We start from the raw sequence: 24346 nt of genomic DNA on the forward strand, positions 1-24346 counted from the left end.
TTATCTAATTCACCCAATGTTACTTTATCAAATCTCGGATCTTTTCTTAGACCTATAAGTACACCTGTTCTTCCAGTACCATTATCTTGTGTAACAAAAGTTTCTACATTTTCTGAAGTATAATTACCATTTTTTCTAGCATCTGCATTATTAACTGTCCAAGAATCAAATTTTGCTGTTCCATCAAATTTTCTTCCTGTAAATTCTAATGTCTTTCCTAAACCTATACTCTTTTCAGTACTTGTACTATGAGGTGCCATATCTGCTTTTACAATGAACGGATTTTTTACTTGTCCATATGCAACTGCATCATTATCTGCTTCCCCATTAGAAATACCTGTAATTTTTTTGTTATTAAGTTGCAAATTATCATTATTAACTCCAAGTACTACTTCTCCATTATTTCCTAATTTTATACTTCCAAAACGAGGTTTATTTTTTATACCTATTAAAATCTTTTGAGTATCACCACTTTTACTAACAAAAGTTTTTACATTTTCTACAGTGTGCATTGTATCTGAATTAGAATCTCCATCCCAAGTTTGTGGTGTTCCATCATCTTTAGTATCTGTAGATCCTATAATATCAATTTTTTTACTTAATTCAAAAGTTTGTTCTATTTTATTATCACCCTTAAATTTTATACTATTAACTCTTTTTAACTGTGCTACTGTTACAGCATCAGAATCTTCTCTTCCATCAGCTAAATTCTTAAGTCTTCTTTTTATACTTTCTGAACCAATTGAAAATGTTCTACCATTAGTATTAGAAATATTTGTTAAATATGAATCACTTTCATCTTTAACGGCTTTTGAACCATTACCAATTGCAACAGAATCATTATGTTCTACAATTGCACCAGATCCAATAGCTATTGAATTATCTTTTTTTGCCTTAGAATCTTTACCAATAGAAATTGCATTATTTATTCCAAATTCTTCAACTTTAACTATATGTTTATTATTAGAAGCATTTGGTACTGTTTGAAGATTTTTTCCTTCCTGTGTTATTTTTTTATTTTCTTCTCCTGCTGAAGCATTTTGTCCTATAGCAATATTTGAATTCCCAATTGATTTTGCTTGAGTTCCTACAGCAATTGAATTAGTTCCTTCATTATTTCTATTTAGTTCCTCTGCACCAATTCCCATTGTTTCATAACTATATTGACCTATTCTTGCATTATTACCTATAGCTATATTTTTTGTTCCTCTTGAATCTGCTCTATCTCCTATTGAAACTGATGTATTTCCTGATTTTGTATTTCCACCAAGTGAAACTGCCCAATCACCTGCTGTTGCATTTCTGCCTATAGATATAGCTTGTGTACCTGTGCTTTTTGCATACACCCCTAAAGCGATACTGTCTATTCCTTGTGCACCCTCATTATTAAAATTAGACGCTATTATTTCATTTTTTTCTGTATTTTTTAATACTTTATCTTTATTTTCTTTATCTTCATTTTTAGCCTCATAAATCTTATTTATTTCTTCATCATAATTAAAATTACCACTATTTTCTTGAATTATAATTTTCTTTAATTTAGATTTTTGTATAGCACTATTATTTTTATCTTTTTCTAATTCATTAACTTTATTATTTAGTCTTGTTTCATAGTCAGAATTTATACTATCTCCTCTTTTTTTTCTAACCTGAATTTCTAGTTGACGTGATTTATATTGTATATATTCTTGATAATTTTTTTCTTTTTGCTTTAAAGCTTCTATTTTCTTTAAATCATTTGATTTTTTATTTACTGCAAGATAATGAATATTATTTTCAAATGAAATATCATCATCTAATATACCACTTTGACTTAATTTTTCTTCTATAGCTCTTAATTGTGAAACATTTACAGCATCTGTTTCACGATAACCTGCTGCAACATTTGAAATTCTTCTTTCTGCTCCCTTAGATCCTACAGATAAAATCCCAACTTTACTTGATGAAGGAATTGAAAGTACACCTTTGGGTGACCACCCTTCTTTTTCTAAATCTGATACTGAATAATCTGTTCTTGATGAATGTCCTAATGCAACTGAATTATCTAATGTTGCTTCAGATAAAGCTCCTATTGCCATTGATCTATTCCCTGAATGTCCATAATCTTCATTTGTTTTATCAGTCATATTTTCAGTGTAATTATCTGCTCTTCTAACTTTAGCTCCATTACCTATTACTAAAGAATCTGTAATATTATTATTAGCATTTTTATAATCTCCTATAACAGAATTTGTACCTAAAATAAGAGAATTTCTAACACCTGGTGAAATAATTAAGTTATTTCCAACTCCAACATTGTTTCTAAGATTAGTAGACGTATCATTTTTATATGTTGCAATTTCATTTATTTTTCTTCTTACATGATCTGGTGCATCATCACTATGCGTATCTTTAGGTGATGAGCTAAGTATAAATACACCTGTACCTAATGCCACATTATTAATACCTGCTACATCATTTTTAGCACCTATTGATAAAGAGTTTTTACCCCAAACTCTAGCATCAGATCCTATTAGTGAAGAATTATTACCTTGTACAAAAGATCCTGTACCTAATGCTAAAGAATTATATCCCTTTTTTTCACCTGTAGAATCTTCATTACTTCCTACACCTGTTCCTACACCTATAGCTATACCGTTTTTACCTAATGCTTTTGATGAAGTCCCAATTGCAAGTGAATTCTTTGAATTAGCGTAAGAATATGATCCTAATGCCATTGAATTATTATCGATAGAATAAGAACCTCTTCCAAGTGAGATAGCATTATTCCCACTAGCTACTGATCTAGACCCTATAACTATTGCATTTTTACCATTTGTTACAACAACTTTACTTATACCATTTTTTTCTTGACTATTTGCTTCAACTATTCCATGTTCTTGTTCTATAAGATCTTCTATTTCATCTAAATAATTCTTATTAGGATTCTGCCCAAAATAATCACCTGTTTTTAATGGTTTAGGACTAATAATATTATTAGCTATACCATTTAAATCGTTTTTTAATAAATCTACTAATTTAAATTTTCTATTAACATTATATCCATTTGCAAAACTTTCTTCTTTATCAAAATTCATTTTAGTATTTGCATATACTTCAGAACCTATAGCTATAGATCCTTTCCCTCCTGCATATGCTCTGTATCCATAAGTCATACCACCATCTGCAATAACTTGTGATTCATTACCAGTAGAAACTGAATTATTCGCAAAAACTGCAGTTTTATTACCTAAAGCTATTGAAGATCTCCCTTCTGCTCTTGCAAGAGTTCCAAGTGCAGTAGATTCTTTTCCTAAAGCATAAGCAAGTGTACCAAGTGCTGTTGCTCCATTGTCATATGCAATAGATCTTGTCCCTATTGCAATAGCACCATGACCTTCTGCAAGTGTTGGAGACCATATTATATTACCTTTTTTATCTTCTTTTATTTTTAATTTTCCATTAACTTCTTTAAATCCATATTTCTCACCATCTGGATCTATAGCTCTATATAATTTTTTAAAATAGTGTTCTGCATCATATTCAGTAATTTTATTTGTATAAGTTTTTACATCATCAGAACCTATTGCTATAGAAGATCTCCCTCTTGCGTAAACATCATTACCTAATGCTGTCGCTTGTGATACCGCTATTGCTTTACTACCAACTGCTGTTGCTTGACCTTCTTTTGTAGAATCATCATCTAAATATTTTTTTTCTTCTTCAGTTAATCCATTTCTTTCAATTATTTGTCCCTCAGATTTAAAACCAATTACAACACTATAAGGTATATTTGAGTGAGAATCCTTACCTATCGCTACTGAATTATCCTTTGTTTCAGCCCCTTGTCCAATTGCAACTGAATATTGTCCCATTTTTTGAACTTGTGCTTTACCATCTCCATCACCCTTTGGATTTAAAGCTACGCTTCCTTTGGGAATTTCGTTCATATCATGCCATTCTCCAACTTTACCATTTTGAATAACTATATCTGCCAAGCTTATACTATTCGTCATTAAAAATATAAATACTAAACTTACTGTTATCCTTACTTTTTTCTTTAATGTTCTTTTTAAATATCGTTTCATTTCCTCTATATTTATATTTTTCATTTTTTTAATACCTCCATGTAGTTATACCTTGTTATATTTTTATATTCTTTATAAAATACATCTTGAAAATATTTTGTATTATATAATGTATTATTAATCATAAATTCTATTAATTTATCTTCATCTTCTTTTTTTATATGTACAGTTAATAATTGAATGTTATCATCAAATTTTATTGTTTTTAGCTCTTCTATGCTTCTATTTTTTAACTTTTCACTTTTTTTATCCAATAAAAATACTATTACATTTTCACTTAATTTTGATATTTTTTCCTTATTTTCTTCCAATTTATTTACATCTGGTAGCAGTAATATTAACTCATCTGCTATTTTTGTATTAAATTTATTTTTGACTAAGAAAAAATCTGCATATTGATATTCTACAGAGTATAAATCTACTTTTTTTTGGTAGTTTATTTCTCTTTCAAAATTATTTAAAATTCCTAAATAATTTTCACTAAAGCTTAAAAAACTAAAAAAATATAATATCATTATCAAAAATCTTTTCATATTCCCTCCTTATATCTTTATTCTTATATTCTTATTTTTTTTGAAATTGTCATTATTTTTTATAATATAAAATCAATATATTTTTTAAAATAATTTCATTTTTTTATTTTTGTAATATTTTTAAGAATATTTTTATATATTACCACCCCCCCCCCACATTTTTCAACTTTATTTTACATTATATTAGTCACATTTTTTAACTAAATAAAAAAAGTGAATATATACCCTGATTATATATCCACTTTTTTATTATATTCTTTTTTAACCTATTATATTAATCAACATCAAAATACAATCCATTCCCTAAACCTAATAGTTTTCTTGCAAACTTAATTGCTCCAACAGCAAATATCTTTCTTGAAAGGGCTGTATGTTTAATTTCTACTATTTCATCTTCACCTGCAAATATGGCTGTATGTTCTCCTACTATACTTCCACCTCTTACACTATGTATTCCAAGTTCATCTTTTTCTCTTTTTCCTACTCTATTAGTTTGTATCTTTAAATTTCTTACCTCTTGTATATTTTTTGCAAGTGTAAGTGCTGTTCCACTAGGTGAATCAACTTTTCTATTGTGATGTGCTTCAACAATTTCTATATCAAAATCTTCTAATAGTTGTGTTGCTAATTTAGAAAGCTTATTCAAGACTTTTACTCCAAGTGAAGTATTTGTCATCTTAAGTATAGGTATATATTTTGAAGCATTTTCTATAGCTTTCATTTCATCTTCTTTCTGTCCTGTTGTTGCAATTAGCAGTGGTTTTGAATACTCTTTCGCTAAATTTAACACAGTATTTGTTGCTAAATGATGAGAAAAATCTATAATAACATCAAAATCTTTTTCTATTTTTTTTACATCAAATGGGTCTATCATATCAACAAAAACATCTTCATTTTGTATACTATCTTTGACTATATTAGCCATAACTCCATTTCCAAACACTAAAATCTTCATTTTTTATACTCCTTTTCGTCATATTGACTTTTTTTGCAATCTGTTATATTATTTTATTATCAAAGCATTATATTAGGAGGACACAATGGTTAGTAAATCATTAACTTTCAATGGACCACAAGGTATGCACGCAAGACCTGCAGGTGCATTAGTTAAAAAAGCAAAAGAATTTGAAAGTAAAATTGAATTAATTTACAATGGTAACTCATTTAACGCAAAAGCAATAACAAAGCTTCTTTCAGCAGGGATTAAGAGTGGTGCAGAAATTACTGTAACTGCTGATGGTCCAGATGAAGAAAAAGCACTAGAAAGTGTTTCTGAATTTATATCAAATATTGTTGATTAATTTTTTAAAAAGCCTTTTTTAAGGCTTTTTTATTTTAAATAAATAGTCGTCAAAGGCTATAGAATTACAAACTAATTCTAATTCATCACTCTTTTTGTAATTACCATACTTGTCATCACCGATAATAGGGATGCCTAGATGAGCTAGTTGTACCCTTATTTGATGTTTTCTTCCTGTTAATATTTTAACACTAAATGTTATATTCTCCTTTTTAACATCAATAACTTCAAATTCACTAATAGATAAAAGTCCATTTTCATCTACTCTAACTTTATCCTCAAATGTTTTTAATTTTAACTCTACTCTAAATTTATCTCCCAACACATATTTACCATTGTTTTTAGTCTTAGCAATATATGTCTTTTTTACTTCTCTTTTTCTAATTAATTCTGTTACATGTCTTAGACTAACCTTATTCTTACAACCAATAACTAGGCCCTTAGTTTTTTTATCTATCCTATTTGCAAAGGAAATATTATACATCTCTGCTAAGCCCCGTTCGTTATCAGTACCTTTATGCATTGCAACATCTTTTGGCTTATTTATTATCAAATAGTTTTCGTCCTCGTAAACTACCCACTTCATATTTTTCGTATTAGCTCTTTTTTCTTCTTGTTTAAAGTCTAGATTAGAAATATATAAATCATCACCTACTTGTAGTCTATAGTCTTGCTTTTTCTTCTTGTTATTTACCTTTACATCGCCTTTTCGTATAGCCTTAAATATCTCACCTAAACTATTATTCTTACAAGTATTCTTTAAAAATCTGTCTAATCTTACATTCTCATTTTCTTTATCTATTACCATACTAATCTGAATTCATTTTAACGCTTTCAACTAATGCTATTAGCATAAAAGCCGTTAAATATGAGCTACCTCCATAACTTAAAAATAGTAAAGTTTTACCAGTAACAGGAACTAAACCTAGAGTCATCCCTATATTTATCAATGTATGTCCTAAAAATATTCCAACAACTCCATATATTATTACCCTTCCATAGTCATCATCTATTAATCTACTAATCTTTAACATATTAAAGATTAATAGAAAGTAAAGGAATATTACAAAACATGACCCTACAAACCCAGTTTCTTCAGAAATTACTGAGAATATGAAGTCAGTTTGTGGTTCTGGTAAAAATTTAAGTCTACTTTGACTTCCATGAAATATTCCAGTTCCAAATACTTCTCCTGAACCTATTGATATTTTAGACTGTGTTACATGCCAACCCTTATTCTTAATATCTTTTTCAGGATTCAAAAATACCTCTATTCTTGTTTTTTGATAGTCATCCAGTGCAAAGTGATATACTGGATAAGCAGACAAGATGACAATAACCCCTATTACAAGCAGTGGTTTAATATTTGCATCATTTAAAAAGAGGATACATAAGTACGAAAAGGTAATGATAAGTGTATTACCTAAATCGGGTTGTAGTAAAACTAGTGCTACTATAGGGAGTATTGATAGATATACTTTTATAATATCAAATAAGTTTTTTATACCTTTTCTAAACTTTGAGATTATTACATAAGACAAAACCATTATTGTTATTATCTTAACAAATTCAGACGGTTGTATTTGTACACCTGCTATAGATATCCATCTTTGTGCACCAAGAGTTTTTTTACCAACTAATCTTACTGCAATTAATACTACTATAGCTAGAGTATAAAGATAAAATATATATTTTTTTGTTGCCCTGTAATCAATAAACACAGATAGAAATAGTATAATAGTACCACAAAATATCCATAATAGGTTTTGTTTAACATAATGTGCTGACCTTGTTGCACTATATATAAATATGGTGCTTATGGTAACTAATATATATACTATTACTATAAGGGACTTATCTAATTTTGCAAGTCTATTCTTGTACTCACCAATATTAAAATTAATCTTCATTTGTTTTTACACCCTTTTTTAACTCTTCATATACTTCGCCTTTTAATTTTAAATTTTGATTTTTAAAATTAAATTCATCTAACCTATTTTCTATTGTTTTTGGAAAATACTTATTTAATTTTTTAGTGTTAATAGAAACATAGTAAATTACACGACTTGTATCCAATGTCTTTTCAACACTTTTTATACTTCTCATAAATAGCATAACTGTCATTAGAAAAAAAGTTATTCCAAACGAAAGTACAAGTCCTAGTAATGCCCCTACCAGCTTATTTATTCCACCCAAGTGTGCAGTTTCTAAAAATTTGTGTATAATACGAACTATGATATGTAGGACGATAAAGATAAATACAAATGAAACAATATATGTAAATACCTTACCATATTTATTACCCAATAAGTTTTCTACTATTCCTTGTATATATGGCACTAAAAATATTGATAGTAGGAAGTGACATACATCAAATATCATAAATATGGCACCTTTTTGCAATCCATATATTACCATTCCTACTGTTAATAGTATTATTACTATATCAAAAACCATATACCCCTCCTTAATATATATATTCTTTTTCTAATCTATCGGTGTTTCTACACATTATTTCATAGCTAATGGTATCGCAATCATCAGCGACCTTTGTTATACATATGTTATCACCATATATTTCTACGAAATCTCCCACCTTTATACTTCTATCTGCCTTTATCATCATTTGATCCATGCAGATATTTCCAATTATATCATAATACTTCCCATTAAAAAACACTTGACCGTTATTAGATATTCTTCTAGTTAAACCGTCAGCATAGCCTATAGATACTGTTGCAATAATATCTCCTTTTTTAGCTAAATATGTGTTCCCATAGCCAATATAGCTATCATACTTCAATTCCTTTATATAGCTAACCCTTGCATAAAGGCTCATTGCTTGTTCAAACTCTCTTGTCTTGTCTCCACCATAAATGATAATACCTATTCTACATAAATCATACATATCATTTGGTATATTTAAACTTCCATAGCTATTTAATGCGTGCTTGTATGGTATATCATATTTTCCTGAAATTTCATTGAATAAATCTATTTGCTTTTTAGTATATTCCTTATCATTTTCAGCAACAGATAAATGTGTAAAAATACCTGTAGGTTTGTAATTTTCTAAGACCTTCTCTATATCAACCTTATCAAAGCCTATTCTTCCCATACCAGTATCAAAAGCTATGTGGTATAGACAAGACTTACAATTTTTTTCTATATATTCTAATTCTGAAAAATTAGTTACAGTAAAATGTATTTTTCTTTTTTCTAGCTCCTTATACTCTTCTTTTTCTGTTGGACCTAGTATTAATATATTAATGTCTAATCCCATATCAGATAACTTTATTGCCTCTTTATATGTTGCAACTGCATACCATTTGATTCCCATGTCAAATAGCATACTAACAACTTTCTCATATCCATGTCCGTAGGCATTTGCTTTAACAACTGCCATAAATTTTTCTTTTGGTACAACCTTTAAAATCTTTTCTACATTTTTTCTGATTTTTCTCATATCTACAACTAACTTACAACGCATTTTGACCACCTTTTACTAAAGATATTATCTTTTGTATTACTTGTTCTTTAGTCATTTGACTTGTATCTATCACTGTTGCACCTTTAGCAATTCTTAAAGGAGAATTTTTTCTATTCATATCTTGATAATCTCTTTTTTGTATATCTTCTAGTATCTTATCATAACTTAGAGTTTTATCCTCTAAAAATCTTCTTTTTGCTCTAACTTCTACACTAGCTGTTAAGAATATCTTAAAATCTGCATTAGGAAACACAACTGTAGATATATCTCTACCATCTAATATTACAGAATGTGACTTAGAGATCTTTCTTTGTAAATCTACCATATATTCTCTAACTTCCTTAATTTTAGAAATATCTGATGCTTTTTTTGATATATCATTTGTTCTTATCTTCTTGCTTACATCTACCCCGTTTAAGTAGAAAGTTTCACCTGATTGTTTAATGTTAAAATCTTTTAAGACTTCTTTACTAAACTCTAAACTATTTTCTTCTAAATACAAGGCAAGTAATCTGTACATAGCTCCTGTATCTAAGTATTGTATATTTAATTTCTTAGCTATTTCCTTTGAAATACTACTTTTCCCACTACCTGATGGTCCATCAACTGCTATTATCATCTCTTATCCTTTAACTTAAATACTAATCCTATCCATTTATTTTTTATCTTCTCATCTACTAATTCTAATCCATATTCATTTGCATAAGATATGAATGAGTCTTTTTTTTCTTGTAATATACCTGAGAATATGACGTAGGTACTATCTGTCATACTTTGTATAATATTAGGTAATATCTTTTCTAATACATCGACTAATATATTAGATACAATTACTGAAAACTTTTCAAAACTGTACTTTTTAATATCCCCTATATACACCTCATAACCACTTGATATATCATTTTTCAAAAAATTATCCTTAACTACTTCTAGACAATTTTCGTCTATATCTATACCTACAACCTTTTTGTATCCTAGTTTTTTAGCTATTAACATAAGTATACCTGAACCACAACCTAAGTCAAGTAAACTATCTCCCCTAGCATATTTTTCAAGTAATTCTATGCAAAGAGCAGTTGTTTCATGTGTACCTGTACCAAATGCCATAGCTGGATCTATATGTATGACAATTTCATTGTCTTTTTGTTCATACTCTTCCCAGCTAGGATTAACAACAATATTTTCAGTTATTTTAGTTGTATGGAAACTCTTCTTCCACTCATCCTTATAGCTATCAGTATTTAACTCACTTGTGTATACCTCATAAATGATATCTTCTATTATTTTTATCTCATCTTCTATCATTTTTAATTTTTTTGTAAAAAATCTATTATTCGGTAAATAGAAGATAATTGCCCATACTTGATTTACTAATTGTATATTCTCAGTATAGTCTAATACATCATCACTAAAATTTTCTATTAATTCTAATTCAAATATGCCAAATTTTTTTAAAATTTCAAGTATATCATTTTTTGTTTTCAACATATTATTTGAGTAATATCTAATTAAAACTTTTTTTAATATCATACTTCATCGTACCCTAAATCTAATCTTTCTATACTTACACATTTAAATGTATTATCATCCACAACTACTTCTATACCATTAATACGTAGCCCTTCTTCACAAGGTACATATCTTTCAGAAAACCCTGTTTTTAGTCTTTTTAAACTTTCTCTCTTATTCATACCTAACACTCCATCGTGACCACCTGTCATCCCTATATCAGTTATGAACCCAGTCTTACCTACAAGTATCTTGTTATCAGATGTTTGTGTATGTGTATGTGTTCCATATATTGCTGTTGCAATACCTGCTAAATTCCAACCCATAGCTTGTTTTTCTGAAGTTGCTTCAGCATGAAAGTCTACTATTAAAACATCACATTCTTTTTTTAATTTAGGTGCTAACTCATCTATACTTGCAAAAGGACAAGGTATAGGTTGCATAAATACCTTACCTTGTAAATTAACTACTCCAACTTTAACACCCTTCTTATTAACCACAACATAACCATGTCCTGCATTTTGTGGATGATAGTTATATGGACGTATTATTCTTGGCTCTTCATTTAGGTATGAATAAATTTCTTTTCTATCATATGTATGATTACCAAGTGTTATTACATCAACACCCTTATCAAAAAATTGTATAGCAATCTTAGGTGTTATACCAAATCCTGCTGCTGCGTTTTCTCCATTTACAATAATGAAATCATAATTCTTTTTACGTTTTTCTAAAAATTTGTATAGTACTTCTCTACCAGGTTGACCTACTACATCGCCTACCATTAAAAATTTCATATATACCTCCAAAAAAATATAGCAGTCATACGACTGCCTTTATTATTTTGCATATTCTATAGCTCTAGTTTCCCTTACAACTGTTACTTTTATCTGACCAGGATATTGCATCTTTTCTTCTATTTCTTTAGCTATATCTCTTGATAGTATAACAGCTTGATCGTCGTTTATCTTTTCTGGACTGACTATAAGTCTTAATTCTCTTCCTGCTTGGATTGCATATGAATTTTCAATACCTTCATGAGAATTTGCAATTTCTTCTAATTGTTCTAATCTCTTTAAATAGTTAGTTAGAGTTTCACGTCTTGCACCTGGTCTAGAAGCTGATATGGCATCTGCTGCTTGAACTATTACTGCTTCTATGCTCTTTTGTTCCACTTCATCATGGTGTGATTCAACTGCATTTATTACAACTTCACTTTCTTTAGAGAACTTTCTTAAAAATTCTGCACCATTTATTGCGTGTGAACCTTCTTGTTCATGTGAGAAAGCCTTCCCTATATCATGGAACAATCCTCCTCTTTTTGCATAGTTAACATTAGCCCCTATTTCTGCTGCTATTGCTCCTGCTAAATGTGATACTTCTATACAGTGTTGTAGTACATTTTGACCAAATGATGTTCTGTATTTTAATCTTCCTAATGCTTTTAATACTTCTTTTGGTAATGTTGGAATACCTACTTCTAGTATTGCTTGTTCTGCTGCATCAAACATTGCTTGTTCTACTTCACTTGCAGCCTTATCAACCAATTCTTCTATCTTTGTAGGATGTATTCTTCCATCTTGTATTAATTTTTCTAATGCTATTTTTGCTACTTCACGTCTTACACCATCAAATGAAGATAAAACAACAGCTTCAGGTGTATCGTCTATTATTAAGTCTACTCCTGTTGCAGCTTCTATGGCTCTAATATTTCTACCTTCCTTACCTATTATTCTACCCTTCATTTCTTCACTAGGTAACTCAACTACGGTAATTGTTGCATCTACTACATAGTCTGAAGCTGACTTGTTTATCGCTGTTGATAAAATTCTTTTTGCTAATTTGTCTTTTTCTCTATCAAGTGTATATTCAAATTCTTTTATCTTAACAGCCTTATCGTGTTCTAACTCATCGTCCATTTTTGAAAGTATAATATCTTTTGCTTCTTCTTTTGTTAATTCAGCAATTTTTTCTAATTCACTAGATTGCTTATTTATCAATTCATCTAATTCACTTTGCTTCGTAATTAAAACTTCTTTTTGCTTTTCAAGTTTTACTTCTTTTTCTTCTATCTTTTGATTCTTATACTCTAAATTCTCTTCTTTTTTTGCAATCCTTGCTTCTTTTTGGCTGATTTCATGCTTCATTTGCTTTATTTCTTCATCAGCTTCTCTTTTAGTATTTAAAAGTTGTTCTTTAACTTTAATTACTTCTTCTTTTTTAAACGCTTCAATATCTCTTTCAACTTCTTTTTTAGTTGTTTCAAACTTCCTCTTGGCATCAATTATTTTTAGCTCTAATTCACTTAGTTCACCATATTTTTGAACAAATGTTTTCTTTATTGATTTTAATGAAACAAAAAAAGTAACAAGAAATATGACAGCGAATATTGCTATTACAATATAGCTTAACATATTTTCTCCTTTCTAATTTTGTTTTTCATAAATGTTTAAAATCTTCCATGTATTATTTATTTTCGTCCAAACGACAACAAAATACGCACTATTCATCCCAGATGTAAGAACAAGTAGTGTGTTTATTCTATCATTTGATACAACTTCTATTTTGTTATCTGGAACAAATACAAGTATATCAGATAAATCAGTTTTATCAATATTATTCATTATTATCTTATTTTTAAAACTATTTACGAAAAACTTATGTATATCTTTTTTGCGATTTTCTTTTACAGTTAGCATAAATTCATTTTTAGTCAAAAGAAAAGATTGACTAATTTTTTCTTTTTCAATGGGGTTTAAACTAACTGTTGTACAACCGCATAACATTATTAAAATTGTTGATATTATTATTCTTTTCACAATACCTCCACTTTTAATAGATTTTAACATATATAGCCATTTTTTTCAATAAAAAATTTAGAGCTAAATGTTGAAAATATTAGAAAATATGCAGTTTATTAAGCAAAAAAGACTATATATTATACAGCCTTTTTTATTGAATATTATATTTCTAATGCACTTTTAAGATCTTCCATACTTGAATACCTAGGTGAAGTAGGATCTTCCATAATCTTTTTTCCTTCCTTAATTGCCTCTATCGTACTTGCATTTGGTATGTTTTTACAGGTATTTTTTAACATATATTCCTCCATTCATTAATAGTATATATAAATATGTAAGATATATCAATATATTTTTTTAAATAACTGATATATATCTGAATTCTTTTTAACCTATATAGCTTAACATTCACCTACTTTCCTTTATACATTGACTTTTTTATCCTAAAAATATTTGATTTTTGTCTTTAAGTACTGATAAACTCTTGTATATTAAGGAGATGAAAATGACAAAAAAAATATTATTAGCTTTATTAATTATTCATGTCTCATATGCAAATAATACACACATTAAATTAAAAACATCATTTGAGACTAATTCAACAAAGGCACTTGGTAAAGATATTACAAGTATAAAGTACATACCAATAGAAGGTAAAATATATCATAAGACAAACCATGGTATGTTTAACGTTTTTTTTAAGTTGCGTGGAGAAAGAAAAAATATACATGTTCCAGATACAAACTTTGTATTTACAGACTCAAAAATGTATGCAGGAGCTCCAGAAGGACATATAGATGCTGAAGTTGATGAAAATAACTTAATTGATACTCTTCTAGAGGAACAAACTAAACTACAAAACCTTTACTCAGGTGTACACTTACACTATCATGGACCACACGAACATGATGAAATAGGACTTGATGAAGATCATTCAGATGAAGAAGAACATGAACATAATCATGATACTTTTTATCCAATAACTAAAAAATGGGTAAAACCTGTATTTTTAAATAATGACTTTCAGGCAAAAATTGGTGTAGAATATTTACCTAATTCATTGAATAAATTTGCATTAACATATATTCCAACCATATACAATGGTGATGATATTAGGTACTATAAGTCTTTCATATTTGATATTAAAAATACTAATTTAATAAAAGACAAATTTGCTATTACATTTAACCCTAGATTAACTACAATTAATCACTTTACACCATATATTTTAAATACAGGTGTACATTTACGTTATGCTATAGACAAAGACACTACAATAGGGTTAAGTGGAGTTAATAAATTCCAACTTGATAATTTGAAAGATTATCGTAATTTCAAAAATAGTATAACTCTTTTTTATGACTACAATAAGGAAAAATTCAGAGCTCATAAATTCTATGAGGTACTAGACCATGAACATGAAAAACTAGAGCAATATAAGTTGGAGTTTAAATTTGACCATACAGGTACATATACACTACCTGATAGTAAAAAAGAAAAATTAAAATATGCAAGTAAAGTAAATCAATACGAATTTAAGTTAAAACAAAAAATCAAAAAGCCTAACTTTCTAATTAAAGGTCTTACATTTGAAAATGTTACTGACTTAAATTACACTCTAGGATATATTGAAAATGCTCATAAATACTTAGGAACTTACAAGTTATACTCAATGCATAAACCTACACAAGCAGATAAAAACTTAAAGGTTGATGAAATATACAATAAAGAAAACCATTTACCAGAATTTTCACATACTTGGAGCAATGAAGATTTAAGTTTAATTGAAGGGCAAGTTGGTGTATTAAAAGGTGCAAAAATGTATTTTATAAAAAAAAGAAAAGAAGCAATATACTTTGATAAATACTCAAAAGAAAAAAGAATTAACCTATTTGAATTAAAAAATGTAACTAAGATAGATTACAATAACTTTAAACTTAAAAACTCTTTATACCTTTCAAAAGATAATTTCTTTAAAACTTTTGCACTAGATAATGAATTAACTTTAAGCTACCTATACAAAAATGGAATATTTGAAGCTAAACCATATATTACCCACAACTATGATGTATTTTACAAAAAAGATTTAAAACTCTACGACTACAATGTATTAACACCTGGTATAGATATTGGTATAAATTACAAAAAGGATAATTTTTCTCTAAAACTTGGTACTGATATTAAAAATGATTTTCAATTTAGAAGAGCAACTAAACTTGGTATAAATGATACATTAGGTAACCAAAATGAAATAGATAAATTAGTTAAGGGTTCTATCATATATGTTAAGCCATATTTAAAGGTAGAAAATAAATTTGGTGATCACTTAACAGTTAAAGGTGATTTTAGCTATGAATATATGAAGTCATTTGACGTTACAAGAGGTAGTACATATACGATGTATAAGCCAATAGAATTCAAACAACACAACATTAAAACTAAAATTAGTTTGCAATATGATTTATAGAAAATAAAGTGTGTAAGCCTCAAAACTTACACACTTTGCTTCATTAAAATGCAGGTATTATTAAACCATGATATTTTTCTTCTATGAACTTTTTAACTTTTTCTGAACGTAATGCTTTCATTAATTTCTTTATCTTTTCATCATTTTCTCTACCCTTTAATACTGTTACTATATTAGCATATGGTGAATCTTTGCTTTCAACTAATATTGCTTTATCTTGAGGTATTTTGCTTGAAATAGCAAAGTTAGTATTAATAACTGCACCATCAACTTCTTTTAATCTTGGACCTATTTGTTCAGCATTTAATGGTGTAATATCTAAGTCCTTTAAATCTTTTAATAATGTTAAAGCTCTCGCCTTATTTGTTGGATCATTAGGTATTAATATCTTAGCATGTTTTGGTAATTGTTTAACATCTGTATATTTATCTGAATAAAGTTTTAATGGTTCTAAGTGTACTGCTCCAACACTTACTAAATCAATATTGTTTTTCTTTCCAAATTCAATCATGTATGGTATATGTTGGAAGAAGTTAGCGTCTAAGCTCTTATCTTTTAAACCTAAATTAGGTTGAACATAATCATTAAATACAACTATTTTTAAGTCTATTCCTTCCTTTTTCAAATCATCTTTTACTGCTTCAACTATCTCTTTATGTGGAACTGGTGAAACTCCTATTACTAATGTATTGTTTTTCTTCCCTGAACATGACACTAATGTTAGTGTTAATAAAATAAATAATAAAATCTTTTTAATCATAATTATCTCCCTCTTCTTTCTTCTACTGTTTTTGCAATTTTTGTCCCTAAATATTGTATTATTTGTACCAGTAATATGATTATCACTGTTGATAGATACATTGTTTTTTGATCTGCTCTTTGATATCCTTCTATGACTGCCATATTACCTAATCCTCCACCACCAATTACACCAGCAATTGCTGTGTATGATACAAGTGAAATTAATGTTAGTGTTAGACCGTTAATAATAGCTGGCAATGCTTCAGGTATTAATATTTTAAATATTATTTGACAAGGTGTTGCACCTATTGAAAGTCCCATTTCAATTAGCCCCTTATCTACATCATTTATTGCATTTTCTATTATTCTTGCAACAAATGGTACACTAGCTATAGAAAGTGGTATTAAAAATGCTGTAGTTCCATATGATCTTCCTACTAGTAGTCTTGATAATGGTATTAATAGGACTATTAGTATTACAAATGGTATTGATCTTGTAATATTAACTAATAGTACATCTAGTATTCTATGATATATTCTATTTTCGCATAAACCACCTTTTCTTGTAGTTATTAATGATATTCCTAATGGTATACCTAGTAAACAAGATATTACCATTGAGACTAATAACATGTATATTGTTTCTAAAGTTGCATCAATCATTTTTTATACCTCCTATCAACTTCTTTGTGAATTCATTTTCTGGATTAGTAAATATTACATCCGTTTGTCCTTTTTCAATTATGTGCCCCTCCTTTATAACTGCTATTTTATTGCATATTTTTTTAATAACTTCCATTTGGTGTGTAATTACAACTATTGTAATTCCGAATTTTTTATTTATTCTTTGTAATAATTCTAATATATTATTTGCTGTTAAGGGGTCTAGTGCTGATGTTGCTTCATCTGATAAAATTATCTTGGGATTAGTAATTAATGCCCTTGCAATAGCTACTCTTTGTTTTTGACCTCCAGACAACTTCTTTATATACTCATCTTTTTTATCATACAATTCAACTAATTCTAGAACTCTTTCTATTTTTTGCTTATCGACATTACCAACTAATTCTAGAGGTAACTTGACATTTTCATAAACAGTTCTTGATTCTAATAAATTAAAGTTTTGAAAAACCATAGATATTTCTTTTCTAAATTTTCTTAAATCTTTAACACTTAAATCTTTAACAACCTTACCATCTACCGTTAATTCCCCACTATCTATATCTTCTAATCGATTTATAGTTCTAATTAATGTGGATTTACCTGCTCCTGATAAGCCAACTATTCCAAATATGTCACCTTTCTCTATTTTTAGCGATATATCTTTTAACACCTCAACATCTCCATATTTTTTACTTACATTTTTAAACTCTATCATGGTTACCTCCTAAAAAAAAATCAGACACAATTGTGTGCCTGATTCATCAATCAATAATCATACCTCTTTAATGATTGGCACACGCAAATTAGCTTGTACCAAATCAAATTTAGTTACAAGCTACCTACACATGTACATCATCATTAAAGTTAAAGCATAATTATTCATATATATTTTCCTCCGTTTTTTTCATTTATGGTGTCATTGTACAACAATTAAAAAAATATTGCAAGTACTTTTTTTAAAAAATATATGATAAAGTTATAGAAGTCCCTATTTTACTTGCACTATTGATACTCAAACTAGAAGCTAAAGTAAAATTATTATTCATCATATATCTAATCATACCTTTATATTCAAAGATATTTTTATTTGGATTTTTACCAATTAATTTAAAGTCTGTATTAGCCATTCTTGCGTTTAGTTGTATATATTCGCTTAAATTTCTTGTATACCCTATACGATTTATGAATGTAAGCTTATTATTCTTATACACAAGATCTAAACTAGGATTTAAATACCAACTATTTATCGTATTATTCCTTAATTCTAGCAATATCCCTTGCATTAGTGTATCTGTTGTACTTTCTTTTACATGTCCTATGCTTGTATTCATATACCTAAATGCTAATGAGGGGATAATAGACAAGTTTTCTGTTAACCCTAACACATATCCTGCTTTTAAGTCTAAGTTAAAAGTATCAGTATTAAACCTTGAATTTATTTCAACACTTCCATCATTAATATATCTTGTAGCCTTATTTATACTCTTACTATACCCTAAATTAGATAATAGATATATATTTTTGTATGTATAATCTCCTGTTAAATTTACACTAATTGCATCATTTTGTATATTATTTTTATTCTTCTCAAAAAAATTGTAATTCGAGTTATGCATACCAAGTGAAAGTCCCATATTAAAATCTTTAAACACTTTCTTTTTAATACCTATTGTGACTCCACTTACTCTTCTGTTAAACAAGGTATACTTCTTACCATCATTTAAATTAAATGAATTATATGTATTAAAAAATACACTATTAGGCACTACATTCTCATATTCACTAATATGATTATTAATTATTTCATTTTGTATATCAATATTTTCGCTAATAAAGCTTGAGTAATTGTCTGTAAATATTCTCTCCAGTGCCTCGGCTTCTGTGTCATTTCTTACATTTCTAAGTACTTTTGTATCCTTATACTCATCAAAAAACTTCTTTGTATTCATGTTATATGATGGTATATCTTTTAATTCTCCATCACTTAGATCTTTTAATTTCACTTTTTTATCTTTAATTTTATATACATTATCACTGACCTTTTCTACTCTTAAGAAAGTATTTTTAAGGCTATTTTCATCCATTTCTAATTTTTCATTACCCATTATCTTAGGTAAGTCTTGTTTCCCATCGTTTTGTACTACTAATTCTCCTTTTTGTACATAACTATTTGTTTGTATATCATCACTAATTATTGTCTTAGAATTAGCACTTGCATAGTAATTATTTACCTTTAGTTTCTTTCGTACCTCTAATACAGATTTATCATTTAAGACATCATTAGAAATATTTACATCTTTTTTATCTATTAGTAACTTTGATCCATTTAATATCTCATATTTAGACTTACTATCATTTTGTAAATTAAGTACTCCATCTAAAATTTGTGTTTTTGAAGTATAGTTCTGTTTACCAGTTAATATTAGAGTTCCTTTACCATCTTTTCTAAAATTAGCTGGGTTATAGTAATTGTGTTCTGAATTAAGTATGCCTGGTATTCTATAGTTATATTTCCCTACCTCTACATATTCATCCGCCTTATTTTTTTCTTTTAACCCACCTTCTATATCATTAGACCATGTATATGTTCCACTTGGTATATTAACGTACATATAGTAATTACCATACTCATCTTTTATCTTGTCTTTAGTGGAGTTATAGTATTTTTCTTCTTCAACTAAACCTAGATTAAATGCTCCAGGACCTTTTAATGCTTTTTCAAAATCAACATCGCCCCACCCATATTTATTATCTAGACTACCATTATTTTTTGCTGTAGTTAATATTACTTGCTTAATTTGGTTATACCTTAAAAAAGGATAACGTTTCTTTATTTCATAAGCTAGTCTTGTAACTCTAGGTGCTGCAAAACTAGAACCTGTCTTGCCAGATATATTACCATCTTCAAACACAACAAAAGATCTTAAAAGCATGGCTTTATAGTTAGTATCAATATCTTTTCTACTCTTATTACCCACATAAATTATGTTATTTCTAACTTCTTTTTGTGTTTCGCTATCTAATACTTGGTATACTGCTTGTAAATATGCACTAGTCCAATGATTTTCACCGCTATTACCTAGTGATTTTATACGTAACTGATTATTCTCACTACTCTTAACAGATATATATGGTTTATGCTTACTAAGTAAGCTTTTAGGATTGTGCTCTGATTCAGGATTTAAATAATCACCTAAATCTAGATTACTTCCTCTTCTTATACCATGTGATATATTAATTATCCCATTATACTCACCTTCACTATGGTGAAATTGTATATCATCGTTATTTATTCCATTTTTACCATGACTCAAAAATGAATCTAACACTAACTTAGCATGAGTTTCATTTAAATAATTATAGTTCGAAAATTTTTTTCTTAGTTTATCATTTAGCTGAGATACTATTAACCTTATATTCTTATTATCTTTACCTTCTATCTCAAAAAAATGAACTTCATTTTTTTCTTTCTTTTCTTTTTTTTCTTCTATTTTTCTTTCTTCTATTTTTCTTTCTTCTATTACTCGTTCTACTCTTTTAGGGGCATAACTAATATCTAAACTGCTAGTCCTCGCTACACCACCACCTGCACCAGAACATGATAATATATTTATTGCTAATATTAAATAACCTATTTTCTTCATCTATCTCCTCATTATTATTGCATCATCTGTATTATAGTAATTTTTTCTTAAAGATATTTGTTTAAATCCCATTTTTTTGTATAAACTTATCGCAGGTAGATTTTTAATATTGACTTCTAGCATAATAGGTTTAGTATCAGGTAGCATATTTAATAGCTTTTTAGCTAGTCCCTTGCCTCTATACTCTTTTTCTACTGCTATTTCAAATATTTCGTATACATCTATACTATCTATTAGTATCAAGTATGCTCTATTGTCTAATAAGTATGTTATATATTCCAACGATTCAAAGAATTTTTCATCATATTTTTTTGAAAAACTCTCATTATGTATTTTAGCTATACTTTTAAAATTCATCTCGTATAAATCCTATTCTATTTAATGGCATCCATCTTAAGAATAATCTTCCTTTTATTCTACTCTTCTTTACATATCCAAAGTATCTTGAATCTTCACTATTATCTGTATTATCACCCATAGCCATGTAGTAGTCATCCTTTAAAATTACACTATTACCTTCTAATAGGCTTTCAAAGACTTTCTTATCGTATTTAAAGTCTAGTATAGGCAACATTATTTGTTCATGTCCTTTAGCTTGCATTACAAATGTATATCTTCTTTGTAAGCTTGTATCTTCTAAATGGTTATATAGCCCTACTAATTTTCTGTAATCTTGACCCTTACACTTTTCTAAAAATTCTTGAGGTGTTAATACATTTATACTCATTGTAGTTCTATCAAATTCTAATACCTTTGTAATTACTACTTCATCACCTTTTTTAGGTATGTAGATTTCTTTTAAACCTAACATTTGATAAAGTGAGTCTCTACCAGTACTATACTTTCTGTCACTAATTGGTGTCCCATTACTATATATCTTATCATTTTCTATTTTAAATACAGTACCTTCTACACCAGTTATTCTCTTAGTATACATAACTTGATTATTCAGTGGTTCTTCAAAAGAGATAATATCATTTAACTTAGGCTTTGTGAATTTGTAGATTATATTATTTGAAAATATTCTATCCTTAGCTAAAATTGTAGGTTCCATTGATTGTGTTGGAATTACATAGTTTCCTAAATAGTGTAATTGTAGTACTGCTATTATGAATATTAAGAATATTCCATTAACTAAAACTCTAAAACTTTCTTTTAACTTTTCTTTTTCAAGTATTATAGACACTAGTATTAATGGTAGTGACACAGCCATACTAAGTTTAAACATATTATCATATATTCCAAATATATTTGTACCTGCTAATAGCATTATTAGGTTTAATATTACCAAATATTCTTTTTTTCTATTAGCTATTAGTAGTATAGCATTTACTACTACTGTTACATAAATACCTATTTGTCTTAAAGGTAAAATGTCACTTTTTGTCTTATCAACAAAAAATACAAATATACCTATAACGACAAAACAAGTTAAGATATTAATACCTAACACTATATTTTTATTTATCACTTTTTTTATTACTATCTTACTCGATATCTTATCTGATATATCCTTTAAAATTGTATTTAATTTCTTTTCATTTAGCAGGAATAACAAAAGTATTAAACCTGTTATAATATAGAATAAAACCCATAAAATCTTATCTAACATCTCTTCTCCTTTCATTTCTACTTATTATATCATATCTTGTTGATTTTTTCGATAAATAATGTTATTATTTATCTAGTCATACAAACTGGGGAGCTAGCGGTGCCCTGAATCCACAATCCGCTTTAGTGGAAGTCATATTAAATTTGAGGGAGACTTAGGTATTACGCCATATATTAAGGTGTTGAGAGTATAGTCTTATTTGGTAGAAATTAGGCGAATTATGTCAGGTTGGGAACGAAGCAGCATTAAGTCTAGATTTCTAGGTTTATAAGGTAGCTATTACTTGAGCTAAGATATGTGAAACGGGTGTTTGGGTTATTTCGATTATTTAATGTATGACCTTTTTTGTTTAAATGGAGGATTTATGAATTTTTTTAATGAAAATGATACCATATACCTTTTAGAGAATAATGAGAAAATTTGTTATGCTAAATTAGATGAGAATAATATAGTTTCTTTTTATGTTAAACCTAATATGAGATATATTAGCTATGGAAAGTCTTTACTTTTACACTGTGTAGAGGTTGTAAAGCTAAGAGGATATAGCGAGCTATATGTAAATACTAATGATATTGGTTTTTCAAATCTTTTAAAAAAAGAAGGCTTTGTACTAGAAAATGGTAGGTATGTTTACAAGGACTTAGATAAAACATTAAACAAGCAAAAAAGTGTATTTAATGTTAGTCTGTTTTCTTTTATACTAAACCTATTTTTATCTATAGCAAAACTATTTGTCGGTATTACATTTAATATCTCATGTATTATAGCTGACGGTATTAACTCTAGTTCCGACTGTATCACAAATTTTCTAGTTGTAGTTGGTAGCAAAATTTCAAATTCTGAAGAAAACGAAAAATATCCATTCGGGTATGGTAAGATTGAATCTATCTTCAGCTTATTAATCGGATTTATCATGGTAATATCTTCGATTGTAGCGATAATAGACTCAATTGATAATATAAATAAGAAAATATATTATGACAATAGATATATAGTTTACTTCTTTACTGTGTTATTTATATTCTTAAAGGTTATACAATACCTTTATGTTAGATATACGGCTATAAAATACGATAACCTCTTACTTAAAACTCTAATTAAGGACTATTTGTCTGATATACTCTTATCAACTTTTGTCCTAATTGGTACAATTTTAAGTATAAGCATATCAAAAAATATAGATATCGTCTTATCTACTCTAATTAATCTATACATAGTCTATCAAGGAGCAGTTATTGTAGTACAAAATACAAAATCTCTTTTAGATGCACAGAATAGAGGCTTACTAGATAAAGTAAAATCTATCCTATACCAAGACTCTAATATACATTACATTCATGATATATATATGCTAAGTTCAAATCATAATATATATATTTATGCTGATGTTAGAGTAGATGGAAACTTAACAGTTACTGTATCACATGAATTAGTAGAAAAAATTAGTCTTAAAGTTAGAAAAGAAATACCTAAGATTAAAAGAGTTACTTTACATGTAGAACCAATATATTAAAGAAGG

General features: G+C 28.0%; 21 protein-coding genes, 1 other RNA gene and 1 pseudogene. 4 read left to right on the plus strand and 19 right to left on the minus strand.

Annotation, left to right across the window (positions count from 1 at the left end; genetic code table 11):
- From IMK15_RS02685 to dapB, 3 genes and pseudogenes are all read right to left on the minus strand, one after another.
- Positions 1 to 4091 (minus strand): annotated as a pseudogene (locus IMK15_RS02685) (hypothetical protein); the annotation flags it as partial.
- Entirely contained in the window at positions 4088 to 4600 is a 513-nt protein-coding gene (locus IMK15_RS02690) for a hypothetical protein (protein WP_192941792.1), read from the minus strand. The pseudogene IMK15_RS02685 and the gene IMK15_RS02690, both read right to left, overlap by 4 nt.
- A 274-nt stretch (positions 4601 to 4874) precedes the next feature.
- Positions 4875 to 5555, minus strand: a complete 681-nt coding sequence (dapB, locus tag IMK15_RS02695; protein WP_192941793.1) for a 4-hydroxy-tetrahydrodipicolinate reductase — start codon at positions 5553 to 5555, stop codon at positions 4875 to 4877.
- A gap of 85 nt (positions 5556 to 5640) precedes the next feature.
- Here dapB and IMK15_RS02700 point away from each other — a divergent pair, with 85 nt between their 5' ends.
- The gene (locus IMK15_RS02700) at positions 5641 to 5901 is read left to right on the plus strand and encodes an HPr family phosphocarrier protein (RefSeq protein ID WP_192941794.1); all 261 of its coding nucleotides are present in this window, start codon (positions 5641 to 5643) and stop codon (positions 5899 to 5901) included.
- A gap of 18 nt (positions 5902 to 5919) precedes the next feature.
- Here the strand turns inward: IMK15_RS02700 and IMK15_RS02705 are convergent, their stop codons facing one another.
- The 10 genes from IMK15_RS02705 to IMK15_RS02750 form a co-directional block, all read right to left on the minus strand.
- Positions 5920 to 6708, minus strand: coding sequence for an RluA family pseudouridine synthase (locus IMK15_RS02705; protein WP_192941795.1), 789 nt, complete (start codon positions 6706 to 6708; stop codon positions 5920 to 5922).
- A 1-nt stretch (position 6709) separates the two neighbouring features.
- On the minus strand, positions 6710 to 7810 hold the full coding sequence (gene rodA, locus IMK15_RS02710; RefSeq protein WP_192941796.1) for a rod shape-determining protein RodA: 1101 nt from the start codon (positions 7808 to 7810) through the stop codon (positions 6710 to 6712).
- Positions 7800 to 8357 (minus strand): CvpA family protein, encoded by a 558-nt coding sequence (locus tag IMK15_RS02715; protein WP_046328846.1) that lies wholly within the window; start codon positions 8355 to 8357, stop codon positions 7800 to 7802. Before IMK15_RS02715 ends, rodA begins: the two co-directional genes overlap by 11 nt.
- 10 nt (positions 8358 to 8367) lie before the next feature.
- Positions 8368 to 9390 carry an alanine racemase gene (gene alr / locus IMK15_RS02720; protein ID WP_192941797.1) on the minus strand — a complete coding sequence of 341 codons (1023 nt, stop codon included), beginning with the start codon at positions 9388 to 9390 and terminating at the stop codon, positions 8368 to 8370.
- Positions 9380 to 10009, minus strand: coding sequence for a (d)CMP kinase (gene cmk, locus IMK15_RS02725; RefSeq protein WP_192941798.1), 630 nt, complete (start codon positions 10007 to 10009; stop codon positions 9380 to 9382). The genes alr and cmk overlap by 11 nt, the downstream gene beginning before the upstream one ends.
- Positions 10006 to 10920, minus strand: a complete 915-nt coding sequence (prmA, locus tag IMK15_RS02730) for a 50S ribosomal protein L11 methyltransferase (protein WP_192941799.1) — start codon at positions 10918 to 10920, stop codon at positions 10006 to 10008. The genes cmk and prmA overlap by 4 nt, the downstream gene beginning before the upstream one ends.
- Positions 10917 to 11696, minus strand: a complete 780-nt coding sequence (locus IMK15_RS02735; protein WP_192941800.1) for a TIGR00282 family metallophosphoesterase — start codon at positions 11694 to 11696, stop codon at positions 10917 to 10919. Before IMK15_RS02735 ends, prmA begins: the two co-directional genes overlap by 4 nt.
- Positions 11697 to 11738: 42 nt before the next feature.
- A complete protein-coding gene (gene rny, locus IMK15_RS02740) occupies positions 11739 to 13313 on the minus strand; it encodes a ribonuclease Y (protein ID WP_192941801.1) in 1575 nt (524 codons plus the stop codon).
- 12 nt (positions 13314 to 13325) lie between these two features.
- Complete coding sequence (locus tag IMK15_RS02745) at positions 13326 to 13718, minus strand: hypothetical protein (RefSeq protein ID WP_192941802.1); 393 nt, start codon at positions 13716 to 13718, stop codon at positions 13326 to 13328.
- Positions 13719 to 13861: 143 nt separating this feature from the next.
- Complete coding sequence (locus tag IMK15_RS02750) at positions 13862 to 13999, minus strand: hypothetical protein (RefSeq protein ID WP_192941803.1); 138 nt, start codon at positions 13997 to 13999, stop codon at positions 13862 to 13864.
- A 206-nt stretch (positions 14000 to 14205) separates the two neighbouring features.
- On the opposite strand from IMK15_RS02750, the gene IMK15_RS02755 reads away from it, so the two are divergent.
- Positions 14206 to 16167: a hypothetical protein gene (locus IMK15_RS02755; RefSeq protein ID WP_192941804.1), complete on the plus strand. Its 1962-nt coding sequence runs from the start codon at positions 14206 to 14208 to the stop codon at positions 16165 to 16167.
- Between the two features lie 43 nt (positions 16168 to 16210).
- Here IMK15_RS02755 and IMK15_RS02760 read toward each other — a convergent pair whose 3' ends face one another.
- From IMK15_RS02760 to lepB, 6 genes are all read right to left on the minus strand, one after another.
- Positions 16211 to 16924 (minus strand): MetQ/NlpA family ABC transporter substrate-binding protein, encoded by a 714-nt coding sequence (locus tag IMK15_RS02760; protein ID WP_285162441.1) that lies wholly within the window; start codon positions 16922 to 16924, stop codon positions 16211 to 16213.
- A 5-nt stretch (positions 16925 to 16929) separates the two neighbouring features.
- Positions 16930 to 17571, minus strand: a complete 642-nt coding sequence (locus tag IMK15_RS02765) for a methionine ABC transporter permease (RefSeq protein WP_046328854.1) — start codon at positions 17569 to 17571, stop codon at positions 16930 to 16932.
- Positions 17564 to 18286 (minus strand): methionine ABC transporter ATP-binding protein, encoded by a 723-nt coding sequence (locus tag IMK15_RS02770; protein WP_046328855.1) that lies wholly within the window; start codon positions 18284 to 18286, stop codon positions 17564 to 17566. Before IMK15_RS02770 ends, IMK15_RS02765 begins: the two co-directional genes overlap by 8 nt.
- Before the next feature lie 241 nt (positions 18287 to 18527).
- Positions 18528 to 21215: an autotransporter domain-containing protein gene (locus IMK15_RS02775; RefSeq protein WP_192941806.1), complete on the minus strand. Its 2688-nt coding sequence runs from the start codon at positions 21213 to 21215 to the stop codon at positions 18528 to 18530.
- A complete protein-coding gene (locus IMK15_RS02780) occupies positions 21216 to 21572 on the minus strand; it encodes a GNAT family N-acetyltransferase (protein ID WP_192941807.1) in 357 nt (118 codons plus the stop codon).
- Complete coding sequence (gene lepB, locus IMK15_RS02785) at positions 21562 to 22827, minus strand: signal peptidase I (RefSeq protein WP_192941808.1); 1266 nt, start codon at positions 22825 to 22827, stop codon at positions 21562 to 21564. The genes IMK15_RS02780 and lepB overlap by 11 nt, the downstream gene beginning before the upstream one ends.
- A 76-nt stretch (positions 22828 to 22903) precedes the next feature.
- Between lepB and ffs the strand changes: the two genes are divergently transcribed.
- An RNA gene (ffs, locus tag IMK15_RS02790) (signal recognition particle sRNA large type) lies at positions 22904 to 23166 on the plus strand.
- Positions 23167 to 23191: 25 nt separating this feature from the next.
- Positions 23192 to 24340 (plus strand): cation diffusion facilitator family transporter, encoded by a 1149-nt coding sequence (locus IMK15_RS02795; RefSeq protein WP_192941809.1) that lies wholly within the window; start codon positions 23192 to 23194, stop codon positions 24338 to 24340.
- Positions 24341 to 24346: the final 6 nt, after the last annotated feature.

Origin of the sequence: Sneathia sp. DSM 16631 (genome assembly GCF_014892235.1) — a bacterium.
Classification (GTDB): Bacteria; Fusobacteriota; Fusobacteriia; order Fusobacteriales; family Leptotrichiaceae; genus Sneathia; species Sneathia vaginalis.

Bases quoted from the DNA above. Each gene is read 5' to 3' on its own strand.
- rny (WP_192941801.1), bottom strand. From the start codon at position 13,313: ATGTTAAGCTATATTGTAATAGCAATATTCGCTGTCATATTTCTTGTT.
- IMK15_RS02700 (WP_192941794.1), top strand. From the start codon at position 5,641: ATGGTTAGTAAATCATTAACTTTCAATGGACCACAAGGTATGCACGCA.
- IMK15_RS02690 (WP_192941792.1), bottom strand. From the start codon at position 4,600: ATGAAAAGATTTTTGATAATGATATTATATTTTTTTAGTTTTTTAAGC.
- IMK15_RS02775 (WP_192941806.1), bottom strand. From the start codon at position 21,215: ATGAAGAAAATAGGTTATTTAATATTAGCAATAAATATATTATCATGT.
- IMK15_RS02780 (WP_192941807.1), bottom strand. From the start codon at position 21,572: ATGAATTTTAAAAGTATAGCTAAAATACATAATGAGAGTTTTTCAAAA.
- IMK15_RS02735 (WP_192941800.1), bottom strand. From the start codon at position 11,696: ATGAAATTTTTAATGGTAGGCGATGTAGTAGGTCAACCTGGTAGAGAA.
- IMK15_RS02750 (WP_192941803.1), bottom strand. From the start codon at position 13,999: ATGTTAAAAAATACCTGTAAAAACATACCAAATGCAAGTACGATAGAG.
- IMK15_RS02715 (WP_046328846.1), bottom strand. From the start codon at position 8,357: ATGGTTTTTGATATAGTAATAATACTATTAACAGTAGGAATGGTAATA.
- rodA (WP_192941796.1), bottom strand. From the start codon at position 7,810: ATGAAGATTAATTTTAATATTGGTGAGTACAAGAATAGACTTGCAAAA.
- IMK15_RS02770 (WP_046328855.1), bottom strand. From the start codon at position 18,286: ATGATAGAGTTTAAAAATGTAAGTAAAAAATATGGAGATGTTGAGGTG.
- IMK15_RS02705 (WP_192941795.1), bottom strand. From the start codon at position 6,708: ATGGTAATAGATAAAGAAAATGAGAATGTAAGATTAGACAGATTTTTA.
- alr (WP_192941797.1), bottom strand. From the start codon at position 9,390: ATGCGTTGTAAGTTAGTTGTAGATATGAGAAAAATCAGAAAAAATGTA.
- lepB (WP_192941808.1), bottom strand. From the start codon at position 22,827: ATGTTAGATAAGATTTTATGGGTTTTATTCTATATTATAACAGGTTTA.
- cmk (WP_192941798.1), bottom strand. From the start codon at position 10,009: ATGATAATAGCAGTTGATGGACCATCAGGTAGTGGGAAAAGTAGTATT.
- IMK15_RS02765 (WP_046328854.1), bottom strand. From the start codon at position 17,571: ATGATTGATGCAACTTTAGAAACAATATACATGTTATTAGTCTCAATG.
- IMK15_RS02795 (WP_192941809.1), top strand. From the start codon at position 23,192: ATGAATTTTTTTAATGAAAATGATACCATATACCTTTTAGAGAATAAT.
- IMK15_RS02755 (WP_192941804.1), top strand. From the start codon at position 14,206: ATGACAAAAAAAATATTATTAGCTTTATTAATTATTCATGTCTCATAT.
- dapB (WP_192941793.1), bottom strand. From the start codon at position 5,555: ATGAAGATTTTAGTGTTTGGAAATGGAGTTATGGCTAATATAGTCAAA.
- prmA (WP_192941799.1), bottom strand. From the start codon at position 10,920: ATGATATTAAAAAAAGTTTTAATTAGATATTACTCAAATAATATGTTG.